Annotated in this window: 21 protein-coding genes and 2 pseudogenes; 12 read left to right on the top strand and 11 right to left on the bottom strand. The window is 42.9% G+C overall.

Annotation, left to right across the window (positions count from 1 at the left end):
* Positions 1-219 precede the first annotated feature (219 nt).
* Positions 220-1,431, top strand: coding sequence for a sigma-70 family RNA polymerase sigma factor (locus WA1_RS06170; protein ID WP_017750071.1), 1,212 nt, complete (start codon positions 220-222; stop codon positions 1,429-1,431).
* 5 nt (positions 1,432-1,436) lie between these two features.
* Complete coding sequence (locus tag WA1_RS06165; protein WP_017750072.1) at positions 1,437-2,609, top strand: DUF1822 family protein; 1,173 nt, start codon at positions 1,437-1,439, stop codon at positions 2,607-2,609.
* 612 nt (positions 2,610-3,221) lie between these two features.
* Here WA1_RS06165 and WA1_RS56655 read toward each other — a convergent pair.
* The 5 genes from WA1_RS56655 to WA1_RS61580 all read right to left on the bottom strand — a co-directional run bounded on the left by WA1_RS56655 (position 3,222) and on the right by WA1_RS61580 (position 4,858).
* The gene (locus WA1_RS56655) at positions 3,222-3,371 is read right to left on the bottom strand and encodes a hypothetical protein (RefSeq protein WP_017750073.1); all 150 of its coding nucleotides are present in this window, start codon (positions 3,369-3,371) and stop codon (positions 3,222-3,224) included.
* Between the two features lie 60 nt (positions 3,372-3,431).
* The gene (locus tag WA1_RS61585; RefSeq protein WP_158516599.1) at positions 3,432-3,527 is read right to left on the bottom strand and encodes a PKD domain-containing protein; all 96 of its coding nucleotides are present in this window, start codon (positions 3,525-3,527) and stop codon (positions 3,432-3,434) included.
* A gap of 503 nt (positions 3,528-4,030) precedes the next feature.
* Entirely contained in the window at positions 4,031-4,438 is a 408-nt protein-coding gene (locus tag WA1_RS06155; RefSeq protein WP_017750075.1) for a hypothetical protein, read from the bottom strand.
* A 47-nt stretch (positions 4,439-4,485) separates the two neighbouring features.
* Positions 4,486-4,773 carry a PKD domain-containing protein gene (locus WA1_RS06150; RefSeq protein WP_017750076.1) on the bottom strand — a complete coding sequence of 96 codons (288 nt, stop codon included), beginning with the start codon at positions 4,771-4,773 and terminating at the stop codon, positions 4,486-4,488.
* On the bottom strand, positions 4,760-4,858 hold the full coding sequence (locus WA1_RS61580; RefSeq protein ID WP_419183584.1) for a PKD domain-containing protein: 99 nt from the start codon (positions 4,856-4,858) through the stop codon (positions 4,760-4,762). Before WA1_RS61580 ends, WA1_RS06150 begins: the two co-directional genes overlap by 14 nt.
* An 86-nt stretch (positions 4,859-4,944) precedes the next feature.
* Here WA1_RS61580 and WA1_RS06145 point away from each other — a divergent pair, with 86 nt between their 5' ends.
* Entirely contained in the window at positions 4,945-5,187 is a 243-nt protein-coding gene (locus tag WA1_RS06145) for a DUF4351 domain-containing protein (RefSeq protein ID WP_026135382.1), read from the top strand.
* On the opposite strand, the gene WA1_RS54675 is transcribed toward WA1_RS06145, so the two are convergent.
* Complete coding sequence (locus WA1_RS54675; protein WP_148662631.1) at positions 5,184-5,405, bottom strand: hypothetical protein; 222 nt, start codon at positions 5,403-5,405, stop codon at positions 5,184-5,186. The two genes, WA1_RS06145 and WA1_RS54675, sit on opposite strands and share 4 nt — an antisense overlap.
* 155 nt (positions 5,406-5,560) lie before the next feature.
* Between WA1_RS54675 and WA1_RS06140 the strand changes: the two genes are divergently transcribed.
* The 4 genes from WA1_RS06140 (at position 5,561) to WA1_RS06125 (ending at position 13,909) form a co-directional block, all read left to right on the top strand.
* The gene (locus WA1_RS06140; protein WP_017750079.1) at positions 5,561-6,658 is read left to right on the top strand and encodes a cyclic nucleotide-binding domain-containing protein; all 1,098 of its coding nucleotides are present in this window, start codon (positions 5,561-5,563) and stop codon (positions 6,656-6,658) included.
* A gap of 368 nt (positions 6,659-7,026) precedes the next feature.
* Positions 7,027-8,637 (top strand): NHLP bacteriocin system secretion protein, encoded by a 1,611-nt coding sequence (locus WA1_RS06135; RefSeq protein ID WP_017750080.1) that lies wholly within the window; start codon positions 7,027-7,029, stop codon positions 8,635-8,637.
* Position 8,638: 1 nt separating this feature from the next.
* Positions 8,639-10,951: an NHLP family bacteriocin export ABC transporter peptidase/permease/ATPase subunit gene (locus WA1_RS06130; protein WP_017750081.1), complete on the top strand. Its 2,313-nt coding sequence runs from the start codon at positions 8,639-8,641 to the stop codon at positions 10,949-10,951.
* 3 nt (positions 10,952-10,954) lie between these two features.
* Positions 10,955-13,909: an NHLP bacteriocin export ABC transporter permease/ATPase subunit gene (locus WA1_RS06125; protein WP_017750082.1), complete on the top strand. Its 2,955-nt coding sequence runs from the start codon at positions 10,955-10,957 to the stop codon at positions 13,907-13,909.
* Between the two features lie 3 nt (positions 13,910-13,912).
* Here the strand turns inward: WA1_RS06125 and WA1_RS52325 are convergent.
* From WA1_RS52325 to WA1_RS06115, 3 genes and pseudogenes are all read right to left on the bottom strand, one after another.
* Positions 13,913-14,380 (bottom strand): annotated as a pseudogene (locus tag WA1_RS52325) (RNA-guided endonuclease InsQ/TnpB family protein); the annotation flags it as partial.
* Positions 14,381-14,467: 87 nt separating this feature from the next.
* A complete protein-coding gene (locus WA1_RS06120) occupies positions 14,468-15,979 on the bottom strand; it encodes a group II intron reverse transcriptase/maturase (protein ID WP_017750084.1) in 1,512 nt (503 codons plus the stop codon).
* Positions 15,980-16,538: 559 nt separating this feature from the next.
* Positions 16,539-17,285 (bottom strand): annotated as a pseudogene (locus WA1_RS06115) (RNA-guided endonuclease InsQ/TnpB family protein); the annotation flags it as partial.
* 782 nt (positions 17,286-18,067) lie between these two features.
* Here WA1_RS06115 and WA1_RS06110 point away from each other — a divergent pair.
* A complete protein-coding gene (locus tag WA1_RS06110) occupies positions 18,068-18,928 on the top strand; it encodes a hypothetical protein (protein WP_017748083.1) in 861 nt (286 codons plus the stop codon).
* On the opposite strand, the gene WA1_RS06105 is transcribed toward WA1_RS06110, so the two are convergent.
* Together WA1_RS06105 and WA1_RS06100 are read right to left on the bottom strand one after the other, a co-directional pair.
* Positions 18,914-20,209 carry a DNA cytosine methyltransferase gene (locus WA1_RS06105; RefSeq protein WP_272819079.1) on the bottom strand — a complete coding sequence of 432 codons (1,296 nt, stop codon included), beginning with the start codon at positions 20,207-20,209 and terminating at the stop codon, positions 18,914-18,916. The two genes, WA1_RS06110 and WA1_RS06105, sit on opposite strands and share 15 nt — an antisense overlap.
* A gap of 381 nt (positions 20,210-20,590) precedes the next feature.
* Positions 20,591-22,288, bottom strand: coding sequence for a ShlB/FhaC/HecB family hemolysin secretion/activation protein (locus WA1_RS06100; protein ID WP_033336536.1), 1,698 nt, complete (start codon positions 22,286-22,288; stop codon positions 20,591-20,593).
* Positions 22,289-23,070: 782 nt separating this feature from the next.
* Between WA1_RS06100 and WA1_RS54670 the strand changes: the two genes are divergently transcribed.
* The 4 genes from WA1_RS54670 to WA1_RS06085 all read left to right on the top strand — a co-directional run bounded on the left by WA1_RS54670 (position 23,071) and on the right by WA1_RS06085 (position 25,205).
* The gene (locus WA1_RS54670) at positions 23,071-23,295 is read left to right on the top strand and encodes a hypothetical protein (RefSeq protein WP_148662630.1); all 225 of its coding nucleotides are present in this window, start codon (positions 23,071-23,073) and stop codon (positions 23,293-23,295) included.
* A gap of 243 nt (positions 23,296-23,538) precedes the next feature.
* Positions 23,539-24,579, top strand: coding sequence for a GTPase family protein (locus WA1_RS06095; RefSeq protein WP_017748086.1), 1,041 nt, complete (start codon positions 23,539-23,541; stop codon positions 24,577-24,579).
* Between the two features lie 13 nt (positions 24,580-24,592).
* The gene (locus WA1_RS06090) at positions 24,593-24,799 is read left to right on the top strand and encodes a hypothetical protein (RefSeq protein ID WP_017748087.1); all 207 of its coding nucleotides are present in this window, start codon (positions 24,593-24,595) and stop codon (positions 24,797-24,799) included.
* Positions 24,800-24,998: 199 nt separating this feature from the next.
* Positions 24,999-25,205: a hypothetical protein gene (locus WA1_RS06085; RefSeq protein ID WP_017748088.1), complete on the top strand. Its 207-nt coding sequence runs from the start codon at positions 24,999-25,001 to the stop codon at positions 25,203-25,205.
* The last annotated feature ends 27 nt before the right edge of the window (positions 25,206-25,232 follow it).

Raw genomic sequence — 25,232 nt, 5'->3', positions numbered from 1 at the left:
TAGTCAATATTGTATCAAAATTGGCTTGCTTCCGCAGTTGGGAAGAAATGTTTCACTTGACCTCCACTCCGCGTTCGTTAACTTAGATCTTAGTTAAGAAATCAAGTTCTATTTTGATAATTTCGCAAAAACTACAAAATTTTATTGCACTAGGCTGTTTGTAATACACTGGAGAAAATACAAACCTGTTCTCTTTAAAAACTTTTACATCTGTTATTCATGCGCCCCCGCCAAAGCATTGTTGAAGTCTTTTCGACTTTCCTACAATTTGATGGAGACAAAGCAAGTGGTTGGGTAACTGACCCCAAGCTGCGTCGCAGTATGCTCGCTTGTCAATCGAGTCAGCTACAACCAGAAACTTCTGAAAATTTTTGGTCAATTTACTGGTATAAATTGTGGCAAAAAGAAGCAACGAAATTGGCGGAGGCACATTTGTCAGCTTACTTGCAAGAGGTTTGCTACTGGGCAGTGCAAAAAACAATTTCTAGCTTTTCTGGAGTACAATACACCGCCTCTGACTGCTTTCAGATAGCGATCGCGCGTCTCAGTAAAGTTTTGAAAGGGTTTAACCCTCAAGTCGGGTTTAACCTGAAAAACTACGCTAGCGCAGTTTTTAGCAGAGAACTCAAAGAAATCCTGCGCCAGCAGCATGAAGTTGACATTTGTACCAATTGGAAATTGTTACGCAAGCTCAGCCAAAAGCAACTTATAGAATCTTTAAACAATGCTGGACTCACTTCGGATATAATAGCTTGTTACTTGTTAGCCTGGAAATGTTACCAGGTTGAGTATGTTCCACAAATACCAGCGACTGGCAGCCCCAAATTTCCTCACAAGCCAGAGCCAAGCATTTGGAAGGCGATTGCACAACTGTATAACTCCGAACGCCACAGTCAGTTAAATCCACCAGGAGCGGAATGCAGTCCAGAAACTTTGGAAAAGTGGATGATTGTTTGTGCGAAAGCAGCACGCTCTTATTTGTATCCAACTTTTACTTCACTCAATGCCCCTAAAGGTGAGAACACATCAGGAGAATTAGTAGATAACTTACCGCAGTTTGCCCAAGAATCATTATTCACGGAAATTATTGCACGAGAAGAAGAATTAAATAGGCGATCGCAACAAACGCAAATCAATGCTGTTTTACAAGCATCTATTGCCAAGCTAGAGCAGGAAGCACAAGCAATTCTTCAATTATACTACAATCAAGGGCTGATTCAACAGGAGATTGCACGACAGCTAGGAGTCAAGCAGTATACTGTTTCTCGCAGGCTAACCAAGTCAAGAGAATTTTTGCTGAAAGAACTTGCTGTTTGGAGCCAACAGGAACTGCATATTTCTCTAAACTCAGAGGTATTTAAATATATAAACACCATTATGGAGGAATGGTTAAAAATTTACTATAGCCATCCCCCAGTCCAACAGGAGTAGCCTCAATGACTTTTAACTCAGCCAAAGCCTTTGCCGATCCAACTCAGTTGTGCTTGGAGATATCACAAACAGTTCAAGCACAAGCTGGCGATCGCAGCCAATCTTTTTCAACACCCAGTCGTCGCTGGAATGCCTATCTCAATCAAATTTGTCTGAGTACTTTTCTGCCTTGGCTGCGAGAAGAATATAATCATTCGGTTACTCCTTGGTCAAATGCTTCAGCCCGTGCCAGTATCTGGGAGGTAGTGAATGGTACAGCAATTGTTTGTGGAACAACACGAATGGTGTTAATTCCAACGGAGGCTATTTATTTAAGTGAATTGCGTGTTCCACAAGAATGGGTAGATATTCCCAGTTGGGCGGCTGATTATTACCTGGCAATACAAGTCAATGCAGAGGAAGGCTGCATAAGGATTTCGGGGTACGCTACCCATGAAAAACTCAAAACCAAAGGTAGTTACGATCTGGGCGATCGCACTTATTGCTTAGATGAGGAAGAGTTAATTCCAGATTTAAATATCCTGTGGGTGACGCGTCAACTTTGCCCTACAGAACCAACTCGGAGTCTAGTGACTCCCCTTAAGTCCTTAACGCTAAAGCACGCAGAAAACTTGATACATCATTTGGGAAATCCCTCCGTGACGACACCAAGACTATCAGTACCCTTTGCAATTTGGGGATCACTTTTAGAACATGGGGGATGGAGACAACGTTTGTATGAACGACGTCAGGGGCTACCAGAACAGTGGTCTGTTCTCAATTGGTTGGTCAATGGCGTTTCAGACTTAGCACAACAAGTAGGCTGGGTACAAGTGGAACCACAATCCAGTCTCGCTGGGGGAAGGGGGGTGCAACAACAATTAAAACCCCTGTTGTCTCGGCGATTGGAGATTGCAGATCAACAATATGAATTGCGGGTACTATCTCAAGGCGAACCAGAAAAACGGAGATGGCGCTTTGAACTGCGAAATGTTGCTTTGGGCAAGCAAATTCCTGCAGGATTTAAATTAAGACTTTTGACAGAGGATTTGCAACCATTTGAAAACAATGAAGATCGAGCTATAACTCCAGTAGACCTACTGTATATTGAGGTCGCTTTTGACCAACCAACAGAAGGATTGGTATGGGAGGTAGAACCACTCCCAAAAAACTACGAACGAGAAATTTTGCGTTTTTAGGGGGTAGGAGCTATTAAAGCACAAGAGTCAAAATGACATCCCCCTCTTGGATTAATGTGTGGTATGATAAAAAGCTGTTTTACGTTTTTAATAAACAGAAAAAAAGACGTAACGACTGCTTCGTCTTAAAAAACCACCTACTTAGTTGCAAAAAAAAGAAAAGTGTTATCAGCCTATTCTGATAACACGCCCCATTGAGCACGTTTCGTTAAACCTTATAGTGCTAAAGGCTTCATTTCAAATACCCCAAGAGTGAACTCTACTGCTATTTTCAATCACGCAAATAAAAAAAGAATGAAAAGAAGATGAACATTGCATGAAAAATTTATCATCAAAATGACATCCCCTCAGGACTGTAATTATCAACAGAAAAAAGACGCTGCTAACGTCTTTAAAGAATTGCCACAAATTCTGTAAAAAATAACAGTGCCAGGGTAAGTAGCACTGTTAAACTGAACATTTCTGTTGAAACTATATTGCTGGGTGCTTCTTTGTGTACCTAGGAGCGAGCAGAATTGAACTCTGCTACTGTTATTTTTCAATAGGGAGATAAAAAAAGAATGAAAAGAAGATGAACATTTGATGAGAAAATTTTCATCCGATGCTAAATGGTCAAATCACGCGGGTTGAAAAAGATAACCCAAGAGGAATAACTTTTACATTCACCTTAACTTCAACCATCTTGTGGTTGGGTGCCCACAACTCACCAGGGAAGGCAGCAACACTCAATGTTGGCGATTCATCATCATCAATAATAGACATCTGGTGAAATTAATTATGCATGACCTGAAAGTCTTGGTAGGGGCGCAAGGCATTGCGCCCTTACATCTTTAATGCACCATCTGAGTCGAGTACGGTGAGGGTGACGGTGTAAATACCTTCGTCAGCAAATACATGGCTGACATCTTTACCTTGCACAGTTTGTGAACCATCTCCAAAGTTCCAAGTATAGGTGAGCGTATAGTAAGTGAAACCTCCGCACGAGCGCAGTTCGTAAAATCCTCACTATATTTAAATTTTGTTTTAATTATTAAGTCAAAGCGTTTTATATAAATTACCAAAAGAGACAAAGCTTTATTTTTATCTGATGGGTTAGAAAAATTTAGCTGACTGGTGCTAAAAAGTTGAGATATTAATTGTAAAATTGCTTTCAGCTCGCTGCCTTTGAATTTATTACTCCATAATGTGATAGCATCACCAATAGTATAAACGTTCTCCAAGTGTAAAATAAAATAAAAAGAAATAATACTAATTATATAGCTACGCCTTATTTCCATATGAACATAATTAGAAATATAAAGCTGTCTGTTATTTAATTTTGATTTTAAATATAGCTGATATGCTTGTGTTGCAAGTAACAATGACCTCATTACTGAGGTGTCCAAAAAATGTTCTTGTGCTGATTGCGACCACATACAAATTTATCCCTCTTCATTTTCAGGAGAATCATTATCAAGGTGGACTCCAAAAGGTAAAGTATCAAAACCTAAATTTTCGAGTTGGATAATTGAGCTTTCAACTTCTGTTTCCGTGATTGTTTCTTTATTGACTAAGGAGATTAGCAGGTCATAGGCACCTTGATACTGTTCGTTGGTGTGGTCAATCCAACGATTTGAGTGTGCAAGTGCATCATGTAGTGCCATAACTACTTCTGTATAAGGGGTGTCCATATAATTATCATGTAGAAAGCGCATTCTCCGTAGTAAGCTATCGATAAAAACAGCTGCTACTGGTTCAGAGGCGCACTTTGAGAGTTTCTCTAAATCTGGGAGCAAAGACTTAGTTATTTCTGCGGCGCTTTCTTTAATCGTAATTTGTTCGTTATTCATAGCTACTGCTCCAAAATTCTGACATTTCTAGATGATATATATATATATTACCTTTTGACCCAGTACACAAATCGTTCGCTTTGGTCAATATATATTACTGGGCTGGCTTCACTCAAGCTGGCAGTAAATACAGCGTATTTGTTACCGTTGTCTCCTTCGATAATTGATACATCGCTTGCGGTCATTGTCGGTGGTTTCTTCACCGTCACGGTCATTGTGTCGTTAGAGACAGCGCCCGCATTAACCGTAATGGTGAGTGTAACGGTGTATTCGCCATCAACGGTATATGTATGAGATGGGTTGAGGACATCTGTTGCGGTGTTACCTGCTACCATCACCAAAGTTCCAAGTGTAGGTGAGCGTATCGTTACCAGGATCTGTGGCAGTTGCAGTAAATTGCGCGTTTGCTCCTTCATTCATCGATTGGATGTTGACTCTACCACCAGATTTAGAAGAACAGTTTAAACTTGAAGTACAACTTTTGGAGGCTGGACGAAGTATGAAATATGTTACCAATGCTCGAGCGTAGTGGCATTGAAATCGGCAAGCAGCAAGAAGCCGTATTACTTGTCACACGACAACTGAATCGTCGTTTCGGTAATATTGATGACACATTACTCGAGCAGGTACGTTCTTTACCTGTTGACAAGTTGGAAGGATTAAGTGATGCATTACTTGATTTCACCTCGGTTACTGATTTCACTAATAGCAGTCACAGTAGCTTGACCGTTAAAAATGATATTACCTAGTACATCAATTGAGCCAAATTAAAGTTGAATGCCATTGTAGGTAAAGTTTTTCGCAGAATAGAACGTACCCCGTGTATTGGTTGCGCCGTTGTAAGTCTGAAGCGATCGCCTACAAAGACCTTCGAGCCGTTGATGGTTTGTACGTAGCGATCGAATCCTGGGTTGCCGTTAATTATGAACTCAGCACATAGCGTACCGGAGGTTATCGCCCACAACAAGGTAGGAAAATTTTTTCCCCCTACTCCCCACTCCCCATTTTCTAGACGGGATTTGCATAAAACAAAAAACTTTACTCTATAAATAAAATGAGTGGGTAGGAAACAAATCAACTACCCGCTCGCGCTCTCAAGGAAAAATTAAGGAAAAAGCGCATATGGCAAAAGTTTTACTCAATTCCTTGAGTAATAGTGACATTGACTGGATGGTGTCTGTAGGGACTCGAAAACACATTCCTCCAGACACTGTTCTTATCCGTCAGGGAGAGCCGCTCCATGGACTATACATCCTCTTGGATGGAGCAATGGACGTTACCGTGTCTCAGGCTAGTGACAATCCACTGGGTCGTGCTTTCGCTGTTTTGGAAGGTGGCGAAATATCAGGACGTGAAATTGCCAGATTAGAGAGTGGGGAAATGATAGGAGAGATGCCTTTACTGGAGACTTACTTATCTTCTACCACCGTAAAATCTATCAAAAAGTCCCTTGTCTTGTCAATTCCGCAACATCAATTACTGAGAAAGCTACAGGACGATGTCAGTTTTGCGGCTCATCTTTATCGAGCGATCGCAATTCTGCTAGCAAACAGAGTGGAGAACATAGTTAGCCAGCTGGGAAATAGCACAATTGCTTTGTGCGAACCCCAAATACGAGAAATCTTATTTGTTTTTGGAGAACTCAGCGATCGCGACATTGATTGGATGATTTCCGCAGGGACTCCGCAAAATATTACCGCAGGTACAGTTCTTATCCATGCAGGTAGACCAATCGAAGCCCTGCATATTTTACTGGATGGAAAAATGACAGTTTCAATATGTGAGGATAAGAATCATCCCCTAGTTCATGCTTTTTCATCATTAGAAGACAGTGAAATTTCAGAACGAGAGTTTGCCTGGGTATTAAAAGGTGACATAGTAGGAGAGACGCCATTTGTGGAAGCTTCTCTACCATCCATGACTGTCCGGGCTGCGGAAAATTCCATTGTGTTGTCCATTCCTCAGTGGAGACTAGCTGCAAAACTACTACATGATATGGGTTTTGCAGCGCGTTTTTATAAAGTGCTAGCAATTTTGTTAGCAGATAAACAGCAACGAATTATCAGTCAATTAAGCTATGGAAGACTTAGATATAGCAAAGATCGACCCTTAGATGAAGACAGCATATACGAAAATGAACTCAGCCCCAATTTTTTAGCTCAAATGGCACTAGCTGGAAGTCGATTTGATTGGATGTTAAAACAAATTATAGGGAATTAAATTCTTTTCCGAAATCTTGTTGAATTTAGTTGAAGTAAGAAAACACAGGTATTTTAAAAAATCATTTTGTTACTACTTATAGCTTTACAAAGAAATTTAAAAATAGCAATTTTCAGTTGAATACACATGGGGTGGGGTGGGCGTCCTCGCCCGCCTTTTGAAGAGTTTGCCTTTTGAAGAGTTTACGGGCGAGGACGCCCGTACCACAAGAACATTGCTTGTACCACAAGAACATTGCTTGTACCACAAGAACATTGCTTGTACCACAAGAACATTGCTTGTACCACAAGAACATAGTGTAGTTCTAGATCTTGAAAAGTGCTGTAAAGTCCAAATCACGATTAGTTCAAATTAAGGGGTGGAGTCAAATGGTTAACCAAAACACTGGTCTGTTCCGCAAACAAGCTTTAGAGCGTTCATCTTCTCCCGAACAGCTCGATCAAATCATGAAAATTGTCAGCCCAAAAAATTGGTTACCTCTCACCGCTTTTGGCTGTTTAGTGGTTTCAGGGCTTGCGTGGAGTATTGTAGGTCGTATCCCAATTACAGTAGAAGGTCAAGGAGTAATGGTCTACCCCAGCCAGGTGACGGATATCCAAGTGTCTGGCTTTGGAGTCATTAAAGAAATGTATAGTCAAGTGGGAGATTTCGTCAAAAAGGGACAGGTACTGGGAATAATCGATCAAGATGAACTGCAAAAGCAATTGCAGCAGCAACACATGAAAAAGTTGCAACTTAGAGAACAAGATCGAGCCGTCAGTTCACTTGCAGGACAAGGAATTGAACGGGAAAGAAAAGCCATTCAACAACAACGGGAAAATGCTCAGCAACGAATCAGGGAATTAGAAGTTTTGACTCCCACATTGAAAATAAGAAACCGTGAAGCCATTAAAAAAGAACGCCAGCAACTTGAACAACGACTTGCACAACTGCAAGATTTAGCACCTGCGATTAAACAGAGAAATCGGGAATCTCTTAATCAGCAAACTCAAAGTTTACAAGAACGGGTTCAAGCAGCAAAAGCTCAACTTCCCTTCCTCAAAAAAAGAGTCAACAATTTCAAACAACTGGTAGACCAGAAAGTCGTTTCCGAAACTGAATATTTTAGAGTTCAAGAAGAGTATCTAAAAAAAGTCGAAGATATAGCTCAAATGGAAACTCAACTTAAAGAACTGAAAGTCAGAGAAGGTGATTCACAAGAAAAATTTATCAACAGTAATGATGAAATCTCCGGTCTCCGCGCCCGGTTACAAAAACTGCAAGTGGAAGAAACAAACGCCGAACAAGCATATTTAATAAATATTAATGAAATTGCCAGACTCAGAGCCGAATTAAGAGAATTAGATACCCGAGAAGCCAATCTCGCCAAACAAAACCTACAAGATGCAACAATTCGTAAAAACGAGATTCAAGAAGTCAATAGAGAAATTGCCAAACTGGAACTACAACTCCGCAATAACAGCCAAATTATTAGCCAGCACGAGGGACGCATTTTAGAGATTGCTGTGAAACCGGGACAGGTTGTCAATGCAGGAACCCGCTTGGGAAGCATAGACGCAGCGAAGGACTCCAGTAAAATGGTAGGCGTAACCTATTTTCCGGTTGCAGAAGGCAAGAAAATTCAATCGGGAATGAAGATCCAAATTACACCTCAAACCGTCCAAAGAGAACGCTTTGGTGGTATTTTGGGTAAAGTCACCAATGTCTCAACCTTTCCGATCACAAAAGAAGGAGCCGCTAGCATAGTGGGTAACGCAGAAATTGTGCAAAGTCTGATAGCACAAGGTCCTCACATTCAAGTTTTTGCCGAACTACAAACAGATTCTTCCACTTCTAGCGGCTATCGCTGGTCCTCTTCCAAAGGTCCGCAAATGAAAATTTCACCAGGAACCACAACCGCTGTACGAGTCACCGTTGAGGAACGCGCCCCAATTACCTTTGTCTTCCCCATCCTCAAATCCTGGAGCGGCGTAGATTGATATGTTGCAAAACCTGCAAGTTCTATTCGGAGGTCACAATAACCGACGCCATACTCCCACTCTAATACAAATGGAAGCAGTAGAATGCGGTGCTGCTGCTCTAGGTATCATTTTGGGTTACTACGGTCGGATTGTACCACTAGCAGAACTTCGCCAAGTATGTGGCATATCTCGAGATGGAAGTAAAGCTACCAACATCCTCAAAGCTGCTAAAAATTACGGGCTTGTGGGAAAAGGTCTAAAAGTTAAGGAATTAAATGCCCTGCGCCAGTTAGAATGTCCCTACATCGTGTTTTGGAATTTTAACCATTTTCTGGTTGTCGAGGGATTCAGCAAGGAGCAGATTTATTTAAACGACCCAGCCTCCGGACCGCGAACCGTTTCCGTGAGAGAATTTGATGAAGCATACACGGGCGTCGTGTTAGTTTTTCAGCCCGGACCAGATTTTACCAAAGGTGGTAGCAAACCTAGTGTTATCCAAGCTTTGTGGAAGCGGTTACAAGGTTCTACAGGGGTGCTTATTTATTGTATTGTAGCAGGATTTTTACTGGTACTACCCGGTTTGGCAATACCAGTATTTACTCAGGTATTTGTAGATAATATCTTAATTCAAAATCGACAAGACTGGCTGCGCCCTCTGCTGTTAGGGATGCTACTCACTGGTGGTTTAAATGCATTGTTAACAATGCTACAGTTGCAGTTCCTGCGCCGAATGAAGGTGAAGCTCTCTGTGGGAATGTCCAGCCAATTTGTATGGCATATCTTACGTTTGCCTGTGAGCTTTTATGCTCAACGTTTTGCAGGTGAAATCAGCAGCCGTATCCGCCTCAATGATGACTTGGCAGATATCCTTTCAGGAAGATTGACGACTTCAGCAATTGCCGCAGTCATGGTGATTTTTTATGCTTTAATCATGTTGCAGTATGACGCGGTACTGACAGCGATTGGGATTTTCTTTGCGATCGTCAACCTCCTGACTTTGCAGTTAGTCTCTCGGCGACGTACAGATGCTAACATGAGATTGATGCAGGAGCAGGGAAAAGTTACCGGAGTATCTATTTCCGGTCTCCAAAGCATGGAAACATTAAAGGCATCCGGGTTAGAATCAGATTTTTTCTCCCGATGGTCGGGTTACTATGCCAAAGCAGTTAATGCCCAGCAAACAATGGAAGAGAGCAACCAGTTTCTAGGAACTGTACCCAACTTCCTATCTGACATCACAACAATGCTGGTTTTGGTCATAGGTGGTATCCGAGTGATGAACGGTGATATTACCATTGGGATGTTGGTAGCGTTTCAAAGCCTGATGTCTGGTTTTATGGAACCTATCAATAATCTCGTTAACCTCGGAAGCGAACTTCAAGAAATGGAGGGGAGTATCAATCGTCTAGATGATGTTTTGTGCAATCCTGTGGATTTGAAAGTAGACGAAGCAGAGGGGGGACAAGGGGGAGTGGGAAGCAGGGGAGCAGGGGAGCAGGGGAGCAGAGGTGATAACAAATACTCAATCCCCAATATTCAATCTCCAATCCAAAATCCAAAATCCAAAATCCAAAATCCCCCACTCCCTAGACTACAAGGTTACATCCAATTGCAAAACGTTACATTTGGTTACAGCCGAGTTGCACCTCCGTTGATTGAAAACTTCAGTCTTTCGGTGAAACCAGGAAAGCGAGTCGCCCTAGTAGGAGGTAGTGGTTCCGGTAAGTCTACGATCGCCAAACTGATATGCGGGCTGTATGAACCTTGGGAAGGAGAAATTCTCTTCGACGCTCAACCTAGGTCTCGAATTCCGCGTCACGTTCTGATCAATTCTCTCTCCTTTATAGATCAGGATATTCTACTATTTGCTGGCACTGTTAAGGACAACTTAACTCTTTGGGATAGCACAATACGCGAGATTCAGTTGGTACGGGCGTGCGAACATGCAGCCATACACGACGTAATTCTTTCCTTACCTGGCGGGTATAACAGTCAACTATTAGAAGGTGGTGCTAATTTGAGTGGCGGTCAAAGACAGCGCTTGGAAATTGCTCGTGCTTTGGTCAACAACCCCTCCATTTGTGTTATGGATGAAGCGACTAGTGCTCTTGACACTGAGACAGAAAAAATTATCGACCAAAAGATACGCCAGAGAGGATGTACTTGCGTTATTGTGGCACATAGGTTAAGCACCATCCGAGATTGTGATGAGATTATTGTCTTAGAAAGGGGAAAGGTGGTACAACGGGGGACTCATCAAGAATTACAAAAAGCTGAGGGTCTCTACTTAGAATTGATCCGCAGCGAGGGAGACGCCCTAGAGGAGGGGTAATGTATGAATTCTTACACTAAAGTCCAAGGCTTGCAGCAAGACCTGTATCGGTTTAATGGCAATGAACCCCTACTTCTGAGCGATACCCAAACTGTTTGGGTTGTGCAATCTGGTTCTTTTGCACTGTTTGCCATTACTGTCTCTCGCGGTCTCCCACAGGGTCAGCGTCGCTATCTCTTGAGTATTGGACCTGGAGAAGCGATGTTTTCAGTTCCACCAAAGCCAGACCAGGAGCAGCAGCAAATCATAGCCGTGTCACTTGAGCCAGCAGAGATCGTTAGGGTGACTAGGGCGGAGTTTAATTATTTGCTGACTGTAAAAGAAAGCTCTGCTGTTTTGATGCTAGAACGCTGGATTCATCAACTGAGTTCGGCACTTGCTGATGTTTCTATTCCAACGTATAACGTATTAGAGCCGGGAATTCAATTCTTTTCCTTTGGTAATGGCGAATTATTCTCCCCCCAACCTGGTAGTGTATACTGGGTACGAATTCGCAGAGGATGTGCCAAATGGATGGGATTTGCGGAACTGAAGCAGGAGCCTTCGTCTGGTATGCTCCCATTTGTGAGTGGTATGTGGTTGCAAGCAGCAGAACAAATGGTTGAACTTGAGTATTATCGTACCAGAGATATTCAAGATACAGATGTTTTGCTAGAGTGTTTAGCTGACTTCATAAGTTATTTCCTCCACGGTATTCAACTGCTGCAGCAACGAGAGATACAGCAAGAATTACTCAAGTCTGAGGAAAAAAAGCGCCTGAATCGTCAGGTGATGAATGAAACGTTAAAAGAACTGGCTGGAGTTCTAAAACAAGGAAAAACAGCCCTCTTCCCAACCGCGACACCAGAAGCCGATCTAGAAGAGGCGCTTCTGATTGCTGCTGGTGCTGTAGGGCGTGCTATGGAAATTACAATTCGTCCTCCATCTCAGTCGGAAGACTTGGAACGGGTTCAAGATCCCCTGGAAGCGTTCGCGGAGCGACTCCTTCGGAGTATCGCGCGAGCTTCCCAGATTCGGATACGTCGCATCCAACTCACAGACAAATGGTGGAAACAAAATGGCGGTCCCATGCTGGGCTACACTGTAGAAGAGCAATGCCCGGTTGCACTGTTACCTATTTCTGGCGATCGCTACGAAATTTTCCATCCACTCAATAGGACACGTACTCCAGTTGATGCAAAAAGTGCAGCAACTCTCACAACCATCGGTTACGTATTTTATCGACCCTTACCCGATAAAATACTCACAACATTGGATCTGCTGTTCTTTGCCATGCGGGGTCACCTCAAGGAACTAGCATTTATTCTGGTCATAGGAGTTGTGGTAGCCCTGTTAGGGATGCTCGTACCCCAAGCGACTGCTATCCTCATCGACAACGCCATTCCAGATGCTAACCGAGGGTTACTGTTGCAAATAGCTTTGGGACTTTCCGCAGCGACTATTGGGGAAGCCCTCTTCCAACTCACCCAAGGGCTGACAATTATGAGGTTGGAAACCTATGCGGATACTTCCACCCAAGCTGCAGTGTGGGACAGGCTGTTAAAACTCAAAGCGTCCTTTTTTCGTCAGTACTCAGTCGGTGACTTAGAAAGCAGGGTGCAAGCTATTAGTGAAGTTCACCAAAAATTAAGTAGTACGGTACTCAAAACTCTGTTCAGCAGTTTGTTCTCCTTATTGAATCTGGGACTGCTTTTCTACTATAGTGCAACACTCGCCCTGGTCGCGACTGTTGTTGCTTTTGTCAATGTTGGCATCACCATTGTCTTTGGCGTTCTTACCCTGCGGAAAATTCGTCCCCTACTTGAGATGGAAGGAAATCTCTTTGGCATCATGGTACAGTTAATCAATGGAGTAGCCAAACTTCGAGTTGCTGGGGCTGAGACACGTGCTTTTGGCTATTGGGGTAGGGAGTATACCCGTCAACTTAAACTAGTGCTGAGTTCCCAAGCTCTTGAAGATAATCTCCTTGCAATTAATAAGTTTATGCCTACGCTGACATCATGTGTACTTTTTTGGTTTGCTGCAACTTCATTACAGCAATCTCAGTTGCAAGGGGGGCTTTCTACAGGGACATTCTTGGCATTTAACGCTGCTTTTGGCATATTCATTGCAGGTGCAACAAGTTTGAGTACAACGGTTGTGGATGTTTTAGAAGTTGTACCTTTATGGAAGCGGGTGCAGCCAATTTTAACAGCCGAACCGGAAGTGAATTCTACTAAGGCAGATCCGGGTAGATTATCAGGTAGGATAGTTGTAGATCATGTCATTTTCCGTTATAGAAATGATGGACCTCCAACGTTGAATGATGTCAGTCTGCGGGCGGAACCGGGGGAGTTTATTGCGTTGGTGGGGACTTCTGGAAGTGGCAAATCAACTTTATTGCGGTTGTTATTGGGGTTTGACGCTCCGGAATCTGGCGGTATTTATTATGATGGTCAGGATTTAGCAGGGCTTGATGTCAGTGCGGTGCGCCGACAGTTGGGTGTTGTACTGCAAAATAGTCGATTAATGTCAGCTTCTATTTTTGAGAATATTGCTGGTAGTACTCAGGTATCAATGGATGAAGCATGGGAAGCTGCTTATATGGCGGGATTTGCTGAAGATATTGAAGCTATGCCAATGGGGATGCATACTGTTATTAGTGAGGGAGGTGGTAATCTTTCTGGTGGACAGCGACAGCGCTTGTTAATTGCGAAAGCGTTGGTGTTAAAACCTAGAGTTTTACTGTTTGATGAAGCTACGAGTGCTTTGGATAACAAAACACAGGCAATTGTTAGTGAAAGTTTGGATAGACTTAATGTGACGAGAATTGTTATTGCTCACCGACTGAGTACAATACGCAACGCTGACTGTATTTATGTACTTCACGGTGGTCGTGTTTTGCAGCACGGTAGTTTTCAGCAATTGGCCAATCAGCAGGGTCTGTTTGCTCAACTTATGGCAAGGCAAAGGTTTTGACACTCACACGGCTAAAAGCGCGTGTGATTCTTCATTCGTCCTAGCCACTTGCTCAACCAGGCTTTCGCCAAGCAGAGTAGAGGTTGCTAGTCCTGAAGCGTTACTTCGGGACTGCCCATCCCTAGATTTAGCTCGGTTTAATATATTAATTGCCGCATTGACATCCCTTTGCAATACGCATCCACACTGGCAGACATGGGTACGAACTGACAAAGATTTCTTCACAGTTTCACCACAGTTACTGCATTTTTGAGATGTATATTGTGGATGAACACCGGACACCTCTACATTAAACTTGAGAGCAAAATATTCAATCCAACAACGAAACAAATACCAACTTACATCGTTGATAGATTTGGCAAGACAATGATTCTTTACCATGCCTTTAATATTTAAGTCTTCGTAGGCGACAAAAGCGTTAGCGTTGCATATACCACGCGCTATTCTCTTAGCGTGTTCTTGGCGTTGCCTAGGTAGAGTCGATGGCGGGTATTATCCCGCGCACCTCTCTATTAGAACCGGACGTGCGCCTTTGGGTGCATCCGGCTCCCGATGTTCTTAGCTTTGTGCTGTGCTCATGTGGATATAATCGTGACAGCTTTCGTGAACCGCTAGAAGGTTATTTACTTTCCAATTGTTATGGTCACCATCTACATGATGCAGGTGTACCTTCTCATCACTGAGCATCTTTAAGCCGCAGTATCCACAAGTATGGTTTTGACGTTTTAATGCTTTAGAGGTTTTGCCGAAGTAGAGTTTGCTGTTTCGTTCGCTCCAGTAGGCGATGTCGCCATCGAATGGTGATTTCTCACCTCTGACTTTGACGTGTTTATTTTCGGAGTAAGGAACCTTTGGGAACGCTTTATCTAGCAATTTCTTGCTAGTTTCGCGGTTGAGCTTGGTTTCCTTGTTGAACACCTTAATTGCTCTGCTTTCGATGTGGTATAACGAGAATCGTGACCCATCCATCTTACAGAAACGGTGGTAGTTCCTCCAGCCTCTAACCACGGGGGCTAGTTTCATAGCCTTTATCGTGGCACCATAGTTCGCGTTGTTGGCAATGTATTTGACTTTCTTACGGAATGTTTTGAAGTTATCCACTGAAGGGACACACCTAAACTTTCCGTTGGCTTGCACGTTTATGTGCCAACCGAGAAAATCAAAGCCATCTGTCGTAGCGGTTAGCTTGGTTTTCTTTTCACTGATATTCATTCCCCTTTCTGCGAGAAATCGGCTGATGAGGTCAAGTATTTCTTGTGCGTTGTCTTCAGGTTTGAGGATTATAATCATGTCATCGGCATATCGTACCGATTGATGTATTTCCTCTATCCCGTTGAGTGCAATGTTAGCTAATAAGGGACTTACCACCCCGCCTTGCGGCGTTCCTTGTTCCGGGAATTCTGGGTTGACTCCTGCTTTTAAACATCGGAAGATTCCTTGCTTTATGCTCGCGGGAGCGATGAGTCTGTCCATTATTGTTGAGTGGCTTATCCTGTCGAAGCACTTTTCGATGTCAAGTTCGATGACTCGTTTTTCCTTTCCATTTACCCTAGAGTTTAGGTTATCGAACAGGTGTTTTTGTGCGTCGTGTGCCGACCGCCCTGTCCTGAATCCGTAACTCCTGGCGTGGAAGGTGGCTTCGTGTGCTGGTTCTAAGGCATATTTCACCAGACATTGCCAAGCGCGGTCGCTCATTGTGGGAACTTTAAGAATCCTGATTTTCCCGTCCTTTTTAGGGAGAGGAATTTCGCGCAGTCCAAGGTGTTGCCATTTTCTGCCATGGCGTAATAGCTCGTCACTCAGTTCAAAGCGTTGCTCGAACGTGAGCTTGGCTATACCATCGATTCCTGGGGTCTTTTTCCCAGCATTTAGCTGTGATACTTGACGTACAGCCAGTAATCGCGCTCCGGTGGATTTCAGAATCAGCTTTTGAAGGGACTTCGCTTTCCGGTAGTCTCCAACTTGAACAGCTTTAAACACTCTTCTTTGTAGGCGGAATAAGTTTTGGCGGAATTTCTTCCACGGTAACGTTTTCCAGGATTCACTAGTATTGCTACTGTGTCTAATCATGCGCTAACTCCAAATCGTGTTTTCTGAACACCTCGCAGCAATTACGCCGCGTCCTACCCGAATCGAAAGAATTCATCTGCTCGTCCAGCCTACAAGGGGTTCGACCTCGCCCTTGACCTTCGTTTCGTTTTTATTCGTTCCCTCGGTAAGATTGTTAGTTTCTTTAGGTGTAGCCATTTCAACCACTGGATTCCTTAGACTCTCGCCGCTATTAGTAAGAGATGCGGCAGGAATTAGCTCCAGTGAAGTCAGGGTTTTGGTGTTGTGCCCTGCTTTTTAATGGGTTGCTTTTCCAGGCTCTGTTTCACCATAGAAACCCCCCATTAGCGCCAGTGTCATTCCACAACGAACGTCTGATTGTGCCCTGTTTCCAGCTTCGCTCTCCGAAAACCGAGTCCGGTCGGCGTGGACAGATAGGGAGTCATACCTGAGTCTGGTAGGTGGGACTTTCACCCACATCAGACCGAGAGTTCAACCTTTATTGGCAGTAATCTGCTGCCGGGTTGGTGGAGTTATTTACGGACTGATTACCGTGATTCATCCACAACGAATCGCACCTTACTTTTAAATGCTTCCGAGCATATCTTTGTCTTGCTTTCCGTCTGTTGGAACTACCTTTCTTTTTACGGTATATCCTTCGTTGAGCGTGCTTGATTGACTTTTCAGCCTTTTTAGCAAACTTGGGGTTTTCTTCGTGATGTCCGTTGGAATCAGAGTAGAAATACTCAATCCCTACGTCAATTCCAATCTCGCCATCACCCATTCTTTTTTCTTGCTCAACATCAAGCTTTAAACAAAATTGAACATAGTACCCATCAGCACGCCGAACAATTCTAACTCGTTTGATGGACTCAGCAGGATGCTTGTGAATGTCCCATTTACCCAACAATTTAACTTCACCAATACCTTTTTTGTCTGTAAATGTGATGCGTCTTTTTGTTGGGTGCAATGACCATCCAGAGGTTTTGTACTCCACTGAACGGTTATCGTGTTGGAACTTTGGGAATCCTTTCTTGCCTGGTTTTCCAATCTTGCAATTCTCGTAGAACCGAGAAATAGCAGCCCAAGCCCTTTCTGTAGCAGCCTGACAAGCCATTGAGTTCAACTCTTCAACAAAACTATATTCTTTCCGCAATGTGGTTGAAATAGTGCTTAAAGACCTTTTGTTGATATTTGCTTCACGAGGGCTATCCAGCCAAAATCGAAGCGCTTTATTTCGGATAAATTGAGTTGTCCTAATCGCATCTTCAATAGCGTCACGTTGTTCTTTGTTATCAACAACTGCTTTGTATTCTAAAACCAACATTGCGGTATCACCTCCTTGTTTTCTGTGTTATTGTTATACTAACACAGTAGGAAACAATTAGGATACAAAATGAAGACAGAATATATTAGAATTCGCACAACCCCAAAAAGATTTAATAAGCTAAAGTTATTAGCAGAAGAGCGGGAAGTATCTATGACCCGACTAATAGAAGATATGATTGATATCATGCCCGAACCAAGATTCACTGCACCTAAAGGTGCTACGCATTCATGAGCGAAAATGCGGTGTGGCTGTGCCTCCCGCATTATTCGCGTCCCACACCTGAAGGACATTAGAGACACTACACCACGCTTCGTGTCTCTAATTTGTGGGCTTTCTGCTTTTAATGTTGTAAATTACTAGTTGACCTTCTACCCATTCATCAACCCATCTCTCTGCTTGACCGGGATTTGCCACATATTGAAACATTAACGGAAGTTCAAACGAGTATCTTCTTCGTGCTCTCGTGTTTATGTCCTTACGGACACGCTACGCGAACGCGATTCAAAAATATTTTTTAACCACAAAGACGCAAAGAGCGCGAAGGTAAGATATCGAAAACTGGTTATTACCGCTTAGTGATGAAAGAGCGTTAAGCACGAATTCTGGTAACTCTCCTACTCGTCTTTGCTGTTGCTGTAGGATAGGTTCAAGTTATGCTCGCTCGTAGCTGATGCGATCTGCCGCTATGCTGTAGCGAAGCGATCGCCTGTATAACGTAGCTCATAGTACGCTTTCTCCTTATTTTTCCGCAATCACCTTCTAGTGGTTGGTAATGATGAATGAACATCACTGAAAAGTTAGCCCTGGTTGTCCGTAAGCTTAATATAGTTCAAGTAGGACTTCTTCTTGAAATGGCTCAAGCCATGACTGTAGAGATAGAGGAATTTGTTAATGAGGGTAGCGATCTTCTTGCTCCAGAATTTGTTACGAATTTCTCAAATCGTTTGATAATTCATCATGCAACTCATGTAGAAAAATTTAGTAAAAAAGCTTTTGAATATGCTTTTGCTGCGGCTTCTACCTCTGCGGGCAGAAAAGCCTCTATTACTCTCAACTCTACAAATCCGGGAGAAGATGTCATAGTTGACGGAGTAAAATTTTCGTTAAAAACAGAAGCTTCGGCAGGGCTTACTCGAAAGAAAAGTATTACTATTTCAAAGTTAATGGAAGCCCGGTGGATCAGAGAATGCAAAGCTCCTGAAGACTTCGCCAGAGAAACAACATACCGTGTTGTTTCTCATCTAAGGAAATACGAACGGATTGTGATGCTACGTGCATACGATATACCACCATCTCTGCCTACAGAAAATCAAACGGAAACTTTACCCCTGATTCAGGATAACGATACGATTAAAACCTTACCCAAAGTCCGATATGACCTATATGAAATTCCACTTCATGTATTAATGCTTATCGAAGGGCTGCAGGAGAGCAACTTTAAGCCAAGAACAAAGAACGGAGGCAGCAGTGCTAAGGTTTATACGGCAGATAATAAAGCAGCTTTCACCTTAATCTTAGACGGGAGTGTCGAGAAAATCACAATCGGTAGTCTGAGAACCGATCTGTGTTTCCTTCACGGCTCATGGGTTATACCTACAATTGGAGTAAACAGAGATGAGAATGAATCAGACGGGGATTGAAATACGTGAGGACAACTCAAGATTTGTCTGTTGTTCATCAAATTCTGATTCAATATCCTCTAGCTTAAGATGAGTATAAGGAAGTATAATTGAACTAATTAAGGGTTTTCTGCCACTTAGAATCCATTCACACAGGTGAGCTAATTGATAGGAGATGAGCGGAGGCACAGCGTCGCCTATTTGCCTATACATATTTGCTAGCCCGGATGCCACAAATTTGTAGTTCCTTGGAAAACCCTGAAGGATAGACATCTCCCTAACGGTACACAGACGGTCTTGTTCGGGATGGCTGTAACGCCCATTACCGATATGAGCACATTCTCTCTTAATAGTCACGGCTGGCTTATCCCAGCTTAACCGACCGTACACATCCGGATGCGACCCTAATTTTCCCTGAGAAATGTAGCGCAACATCGCCGGAGTCAGAAGATCGCGTGCCTCTGGGCAATGTCTTAAATCAGCCCAAGAACCACCGTCCTTTGGTATCATCTGAAGCCGTTTCAAACTTTTTAGCTCTGAAAATCCGGGTGCAATATGCAGGGGATCGTTCGGGTTTGGCTGCCCCCCAGCTATTGGCGGTAGTGATGAAATGGCTCTGCGAACATGGGTTGCTTCTAACCTAACACGAAACCCGCTCCACAAATCTTCAAGGGTTTTGAGGGAGAAATTTTCTCGCACTGCAATAACGAATGCCCGTTCTCTACGTTGCGGAAGACCGAACCGATTCAGCATATAATTTTTCCCATAAACCTGGTAGCCAAGGTGCATAAGTTCTTCCTGTAGCCTTTGGTAGTGATGAGTGAAGTTACCGACAACCAACTCTCTTGCATTCTCCATTAGGAAAATTGCTGGTTTAAATTCCTTCACAAAGAGAGCACTGCGCGTTATCAATGAGTTTCGGGGGTCATCTAATAGGTGATTTTCAGGCAGTGTTCTGGAGAACCCAGTGCAGGGCGCACATGAAATTAGGACATCAGGGGCATCAGTACCAAGAGTGTTTGCCAGAACTCTGCGTAGATCCTTCGGTTCCAGAGTTGATATATCCTCGTCCATCGGCTTTAAACCCATATTTGCTTGATAGGCGAGATTACATTGCAAAGATCCCCTGCTGCTGCTAGGCTTACCTATCTGGGCATCAACAGCCCCTAGTATCCTGAATTTTGGATGAGCATGGAAGCCATAGCTCATTCCTCCTACGCCCGAAAAAAGGTCAATTACAGTCCAGTGCTTGTTCAACGGTATCCTTTCTGCTAATAAAGTTTTTTCTGACCAAAGTATCAACTTTCAGTTAATACTTGTCAACAGGTAGTTAAAATGTGATGTTCATATTTTTATAAGAGTTAAAACAATCTATTGGTATCATAACTCTAGCAATTGCCCTTTGCCTGGAATTGCCCGTTTAAGACGTTGCAGACGTTGGAGAATTTTTTGGGGATTGATGGGGTTACTTCATACTTCATACTTCAGTTGACAAAATTGCTTTGATTTGAGCCAATAATTTCTCTAAAGATTTCCGTTTTTTGGGATCGTTCCACACTTTTTATCAACCCCAAACTTGACTTGAGTTTTCAGCATTAATTTCCGAATATGCAACAATTGGGATCAGCCTCTATGCCTAGAGCAAAGCATAAAACGCGATCGCTTCGTTAACTGTGGGATTTGTTAAAAAGGTTGATATTGCAGTGAGAAATAAAAACCATTATCTTGCAGGGAGTCTCCGCGATCGCTCACTCCAATCAATGGAACACCGTAATCTAGGCGTACATCCAAACCACGGGTAATTTGCCATTCCACACCCAAACCCAAACCTGCTATCAAACTGGGGTCTGGGTTGGAATCGCGATTGTTCCACCCACCGCCAATTTCAAAAAATGGGGTGATTTGTAGGGTTCTGGGGTTAGCGGTGACGGGAACGCGGAGTTCAAAAGAAGCGACAACGCCATTGTCAGATACGAGTTGGTTTTGGCGATAGCCCCTAACTGTGTCTATACCACCAATACTAAATCTTTCTAATGATAAAAGAGAGTCTGGAGTTAACTGGGCGTTGATGCGACTTAGCAGTATGGCTCTTGGAGATAACTGCTGTACCCACTGAAACTGTCCGAGCCAGGAAAAGAAGCGCCCATCGGTTCCCGTGTTATTGACAGTTGCATCAAAAGCATCAATACCGAAGTTGAATTGCGATCGCGCTGCTAGGACTTGCGTTCCACTCCGATTGACCCAGTCTTGGTAAAACCGAATGACGGTGACTCTGGATCTTCCGTCTTCCGGTCCTTCTGAGAAGGAGAAGGGGATATCATCGAGGAGGAAGGTTTGAGAGCGGCGCACATCTAATGATATACCAACTGCAAACTCAGTTTGAGGGGATTGTACTAAGGGTTGGCGCAGACCTACGGAAAAGGTTTCGGATTCGCTGCGAATATCCAAGTCTTGGAAAGGGTCTTCGATAATGTTGCTGTCGTTGTTGCTGTAGCTGAAGTTGAGAGTGCCATTATGTGGAAGAAGCGGTAAGCCGTAGCTGAAGCTGTAGAGGTTAAGCCCATCGGTGCGCCCGTATTCGGCGGTAAGGCGATCGCCAAAACCCAGCAAGTTGTCGTGACGGGCGTTGACTCGACCTTGAATTGAACCGATGCTGGGAGATTGGTAGTTATCGATGATAATACCTGCGTGAAATGCAGGGGCTTCTTTCAAATCTACTCGTAAGATATTGCGACCGGAAGTACTACCTGCAGTTAATTCTGCATTAACCCGTTCTATAAGTGGGTCAAGCTGCAACAGTTGCAAACCGGATTCTAAGCGTTTGCGGTTTAGGGGAGCTTTTGTAGCATTCCCCAGGCGACGAAGTACGTATCCTTTTCGCAGGCGGTTTAAGCCATTTATTTCGATTCGCTCCAAGTCGCCCTCTACGACTTGAATTTCCACGAGACCGTTTTTTAGATCTTGGTTGTTGGGCAGAAATGCACCGGAAGTGATGTAACCGTTTTTGAAGTAAAGTTCGGTGATAGCAGAGCGCAAAGTAATTAACTCTTCAAAGGTAACTTTCCGGTTTTCATATTCTTTGACTAGCTGATTAATCTCGTTTTTAAGAACGGTATTGCCCAGGACTTCGATTTTTTTGATGTAAAAGCTTGTGTTTGTGGGAGAAGGGGGTAAGGTGGGTTGAGGAGCGATCGGTGTTTGGAGATTGGGTGGTGGTTCTTTTGGAGTAGAGGGGATGGGTAGAGGAGGTTGAGTGGGGTTGGGAATAGTTTCCTCAACACGCCCTGGTGCAGTTGGGGGAATGGTGACTCCAGAAGGGGGGGACGATTGGGCTATTGAAAAGTTAGAAGATGCTTCAGTGGCGGCTCTCTCTGGGAGCATTGCTTTTAACGGGTGGGCGATGGCGAGATGTCCCATGCACGCTAGCAACGCTGCTACACTTAACTTACATATGCCTGCTGTGTGAATGGAGGCAAACAAACGCATAGCAACCTTATCAAAGTCCCCACTTCTAAACGTGGGAAACCTTCTGCTCACTGCCCTCGTACTTCTGCTTTTATTTACAGTACCTTTCAAAGTGCCCCTGAAACCAAACATTAGCAAGAAATATAGTATTTTTACTGGTCACTAGAAACGCAACTTATCACGGAATATTTCTACTGGCAAGTCAACTCTACTAGAAGGTCAGCATTCAGTATTTATTATTAAGATGAGAGCAAGCGCTAAATAATGCACTTACAATTTATATCCAGTTTTTTAAAATGCACTTTTCTGTTTTGTCCAAAATCCAATCCATGAGTGACAAGCTGTTATAGACAGTTGCTAACAGATTACTATAATCTGTTGTGCCTTGTTACTAGCTGAAAGTTTAGTTATTAACTGACTGTTAGATGAGGCGATCGCCTAAACTTTAGTTCAGGTGTTAGCTAGGAAAAGTTTTTTATAAAAGGTACTTTGTCTGTATAAATTGTCTCAGATTGCACCTATATATACTTAATGGAGTTCCTGTCCCTAAATACTAAGGAGAGCGCAATGTCTGAGGTATTTGTGCGTTTGGCTGGTTAACTGGACTAAAGATTGCTATTGGTGGTGCATTCATTCTTTGGTCAAAGAGTATACCTGCACAAGCCACGTCTGATACTACGTTGGGGGCTGAAGGTTCTGTGGCGACACCGAATGTAGGGATTCGGGGTTTGGTGAGCGATACCCAAGGGCAAGAACTTTCCTTGCGGGACACTTCGCGAACGGTTCTACGTATTGATGGGGGAGCAATTCGCGGGGCTAACCTGTTCCACAGTTTTCCAGAATTCAACCGGGCTTTGGCAGAAGGGCGATCCGATTGTAGAACCGCAAGGTATGTATCGCTTACCTTCTCGGCTTGGTTTTGAGTTGGGAATGTGCTGAGTGATGAAATTTAACCTCTTCAATGTTTATACAGAAAAGTGTATTTTTTAGAACCAGATTCGACATTCAAGCCAGCATAAATTGTAGCTGCTTTATCTAGTACTTTCTCTTAAATTAATGATTAAAGCTGAACGCTTACTAAGGAAGTGAGACGCAGCTAAGCAAAGCTTAGAGCAATGTTCATACAACCTTGCTCTCTCATAAATTGAATGAGGAGAAATGATTTTATGCAGACAGGAAGCTTATACACAGATAAAAAAATAGAACAGATTAAGGCAGAAGTTGAAAGAGCGATCGCTCAAGAAGAAAACAAACCTTTTGTAGTATCTATTATGGGACAAACAGGTGTGGGGAAATCCTCACTGCTGAATGCTCTGTTTGGTACTCGTTTAGCGACAAGTTCTGTACGTCCATGTACCAAAGAAATTGAGCGCGTTACTACTAAAAACCAGTTAGGGCATGAACTTTGGTTTTACGATTTACCTGGTATAGGAGAATCTGATGAAGCTGATGCTCAGTATCTTCAACAATATAGGCAAAAGCTTTTAAATTCTGATGTAGTTCTCTGGGCAATTCATGCTGACAATCGCTCTATTACTTTTGACACTCGTGCCTTAAATCAAATTTTAAGCTCTTTCAGTAAAAGCGAACAGGTGGAGTTGATAAGCAAAATTACTTTTGTTTTGACTAAGGTTGATTTACTGACATCACCTCCCTGGATTTTGTCTGTTGATTTACCGACATCACCTCCCTGGGTGTTACCAAAAATGGATCGTTATGGAGTGTTTGTACCTCATCCATTAACACGACAAATTCTGCAAGAAAAGGCTTCATACTATCAAGAGGTATTTCTCAAACCCTACGGTGAGCTAGTTGTTTCCCAAACTTATAACGACAGTTATTTCGACGTTAATGAGCCTCCTTTTTCTTACGATCGGGATACGGTTCGTTATCATGGGTTTTTGACTCTACAGAGTCTAGAAGGTTTGAAAAAACGCTTTCCCCAACATTCAAAAATCTTTGAGAGATTGTATGACAACTATCAAGTTATTCCTTGCTCATCCCTGTTTAGATACAATTTGAATCAATTAATGTTAGTGATTGTAAATAAGTTGGGAGTCAACGCTATTAAACGTTTCAAAAACTTCTTTGACAGCAAACAAATGAATAAAGTTCTTTTGTCGGAAGCGAAGAAGTATTCTAACATCATGGTTTTCGATGCCAACAGAAACAAAGTGATTTTCGATTTGTCTCGTGAAAAGATATAAGGAGATATAAAACATGGTTAGCTACTCTGAAGATGAATTGATGGAAGCTGTACGCAGACAGATGAGAATGGATCGACAATATCAGCGCAATGTAAATGCTGCGATTGAGCGGAAGGATAATATTTGGCTGAGGACACTGATTGAACAGGTAGCCGAAGCAGTATTTGGGCAAGTCGTTCAAAGTCTAATGAATTCCATTTTAGCCTTCTTTGGTTTCTAATATTTTGAGGGGTGAAATGTCTAGCAACGGGAGTTTCTACCCTCCCTTTTCAATACCAATGGTATTGTCTTAGGAGCAAGAAAATGAATAAAGTTCTTCGATTGAAGCGAAGAAGTATTCTAACATTGTGGTTTTCGATGCCAACAGAAAAAAGAGATTTTTGATTTGTTTAGTGAAAAGATATAAGGAGATATAAGACATGGTTAGCTACTCTGAAGATGAATTGTTGGAAGCTGTACGCAGACAGATGAGAATGGATCGGCAATATCAGCAGAATGTAAATGCTGCAATTGAGCGAAAGGATAATATTTGGCTGAGGACACTGATTGAACAGGTAGCCGAAGCAGTATTTGGGCAAATCGTTCAAAGTCTAATGAATTCCATTTTAGCCTTCTTCGGCTTCTAATATTTTGAGGGGTGAAATGTCCAGCAA

It is taken from the genome of Scytonema hofmannii PCC 7110 (assembly GCF_000346485.2).
Taxonomy (GTDB): Bacteria; Cyanobacteriota; Cyanobacteriia; order Cyanobacteriales; family Nostocaceae; genus Scytonema; species Scytonema hofmannii.
Note: the sequence above shows the minus strand (reverse complement) of the source record. Positions and strands in the feature narration are given on the sequence as shown.

Bases quoted from the DNA above. Each gene is read 5' to 3' on its own strand.
- WA1_RS06170 (WP_017750071.1), top strand. From the start codon at position 220: ATGCGCCCCCGCCAAAGCATTGTTGAAGTCTTTTCGACTTTCCTACAA.
- WA1_RS06165 (WP_017750072.1), top strand. From the start codon at position 1,437: ATGACTTTTAACTCAGCCAAAGCCTTTGCCGATCCAACTCAGTTGTGC.
- WA1_RS56655 (WP_017750073.1), bottom strand. From the start codon at position 3,371: ATGTCTATTATTGATGATGATGAATCGCCAACATTGAGTGTTGCTGCC.
- WA1_RS06155 (WP_017750075.1), bottom strand. From the start codon at position 4,438: ATGAATAACGAACAAATTACGATTAAAGAAAGCGCCGCAGAAATAACT.
- WA1_RS06150 (WP_017750076.1), bottom strand. From the start codon at position 4,773: ATGGTAGCAGGTAACACCGCAACAGATGTCCTCAACCCATCTCATACA.
- WA1_RS61580 (WP_419183584.1), bottom strand. From the start codon at position 4,858: ATGAATGAAGGAGCAAACGCGCAATTTACTGCAACTGCCACAGATCCT.
- WA1_RS06145 (WP_026135382.1), top strand. From the start codon at position 4,945: ATGTTACCAATGCTCGAGCGTAGTGGCATTGAAATCGGCAAGCAGCAA.
- WA1_RS06140 (WP_017750079.1), top strand. From the start codon at position 5,561: ATGGCAAAAGTTTTACTCAATTCCTTGAGTAATAGTGACATTGACTGG.
- WA1_RS06135 (WP_017750080.1), top strand. From the start codon at position 7,027: ATGGTTAACCAAAACACTGGTCTGTTCCGCAAACAAGCTTTAGAGCGT.
- WA1_RS06130 (WP_017750081.1), top strand. From the start codon at position 8,639: ATGTTGCAAAACCTGCAAGTTCTATTCGGAGGTCACAATAACCGACGC.
- WA1_RS06125 (WP_017750082.1), top strand. From the start codon at position 10,955: ATGAATTCTTACACTAAAGTCCAAGGCTTGCAGCAAGACCTGTATCGG.
- WA1_RS06120 (WP_017750084.1), bottom strand. From the start codon at position 15,979: ATGATTAGACACAGTAGCAATACTAGTGAATCCTGGAAAACGTTACCG.
- WA1_RS06110 (WP_017748083.1), top strand. From the start codon at position 18,068: ATGAACATCACTGAAAAGTTAGCCCTGGTTGTCCGTAAGCTTAATATA.
- WA1_RS06100 (WP_033336536.1), bottom strand. From the start codon at position 22,288: ATGCTCCCAGAGAGAGCCGCCACTGAAGCATCTTCTAACTTTTCAATA.
- WA1_RS06095 (WP_017748086.1), top strand. From the start codon at position 23,539: ATGCAGACAGGAAGCTTATACACAGATAAAAAAATAGAACAGATTAAG.
- WA1_RS06090 (WP_017748087.1), top strand. From the start codon at position 24,593: ATGGTTAGCTACTCTGAAGATGAATTGATGGAAGCTGTACGCAGACAG.
- WA1_RS06085 (WP_017748088.1), top strand. From the start codon at position 24,999: ATGGTTAGCTACTCTGAAGATGAATTGTTGGAAGCTGTACGCAGACAG.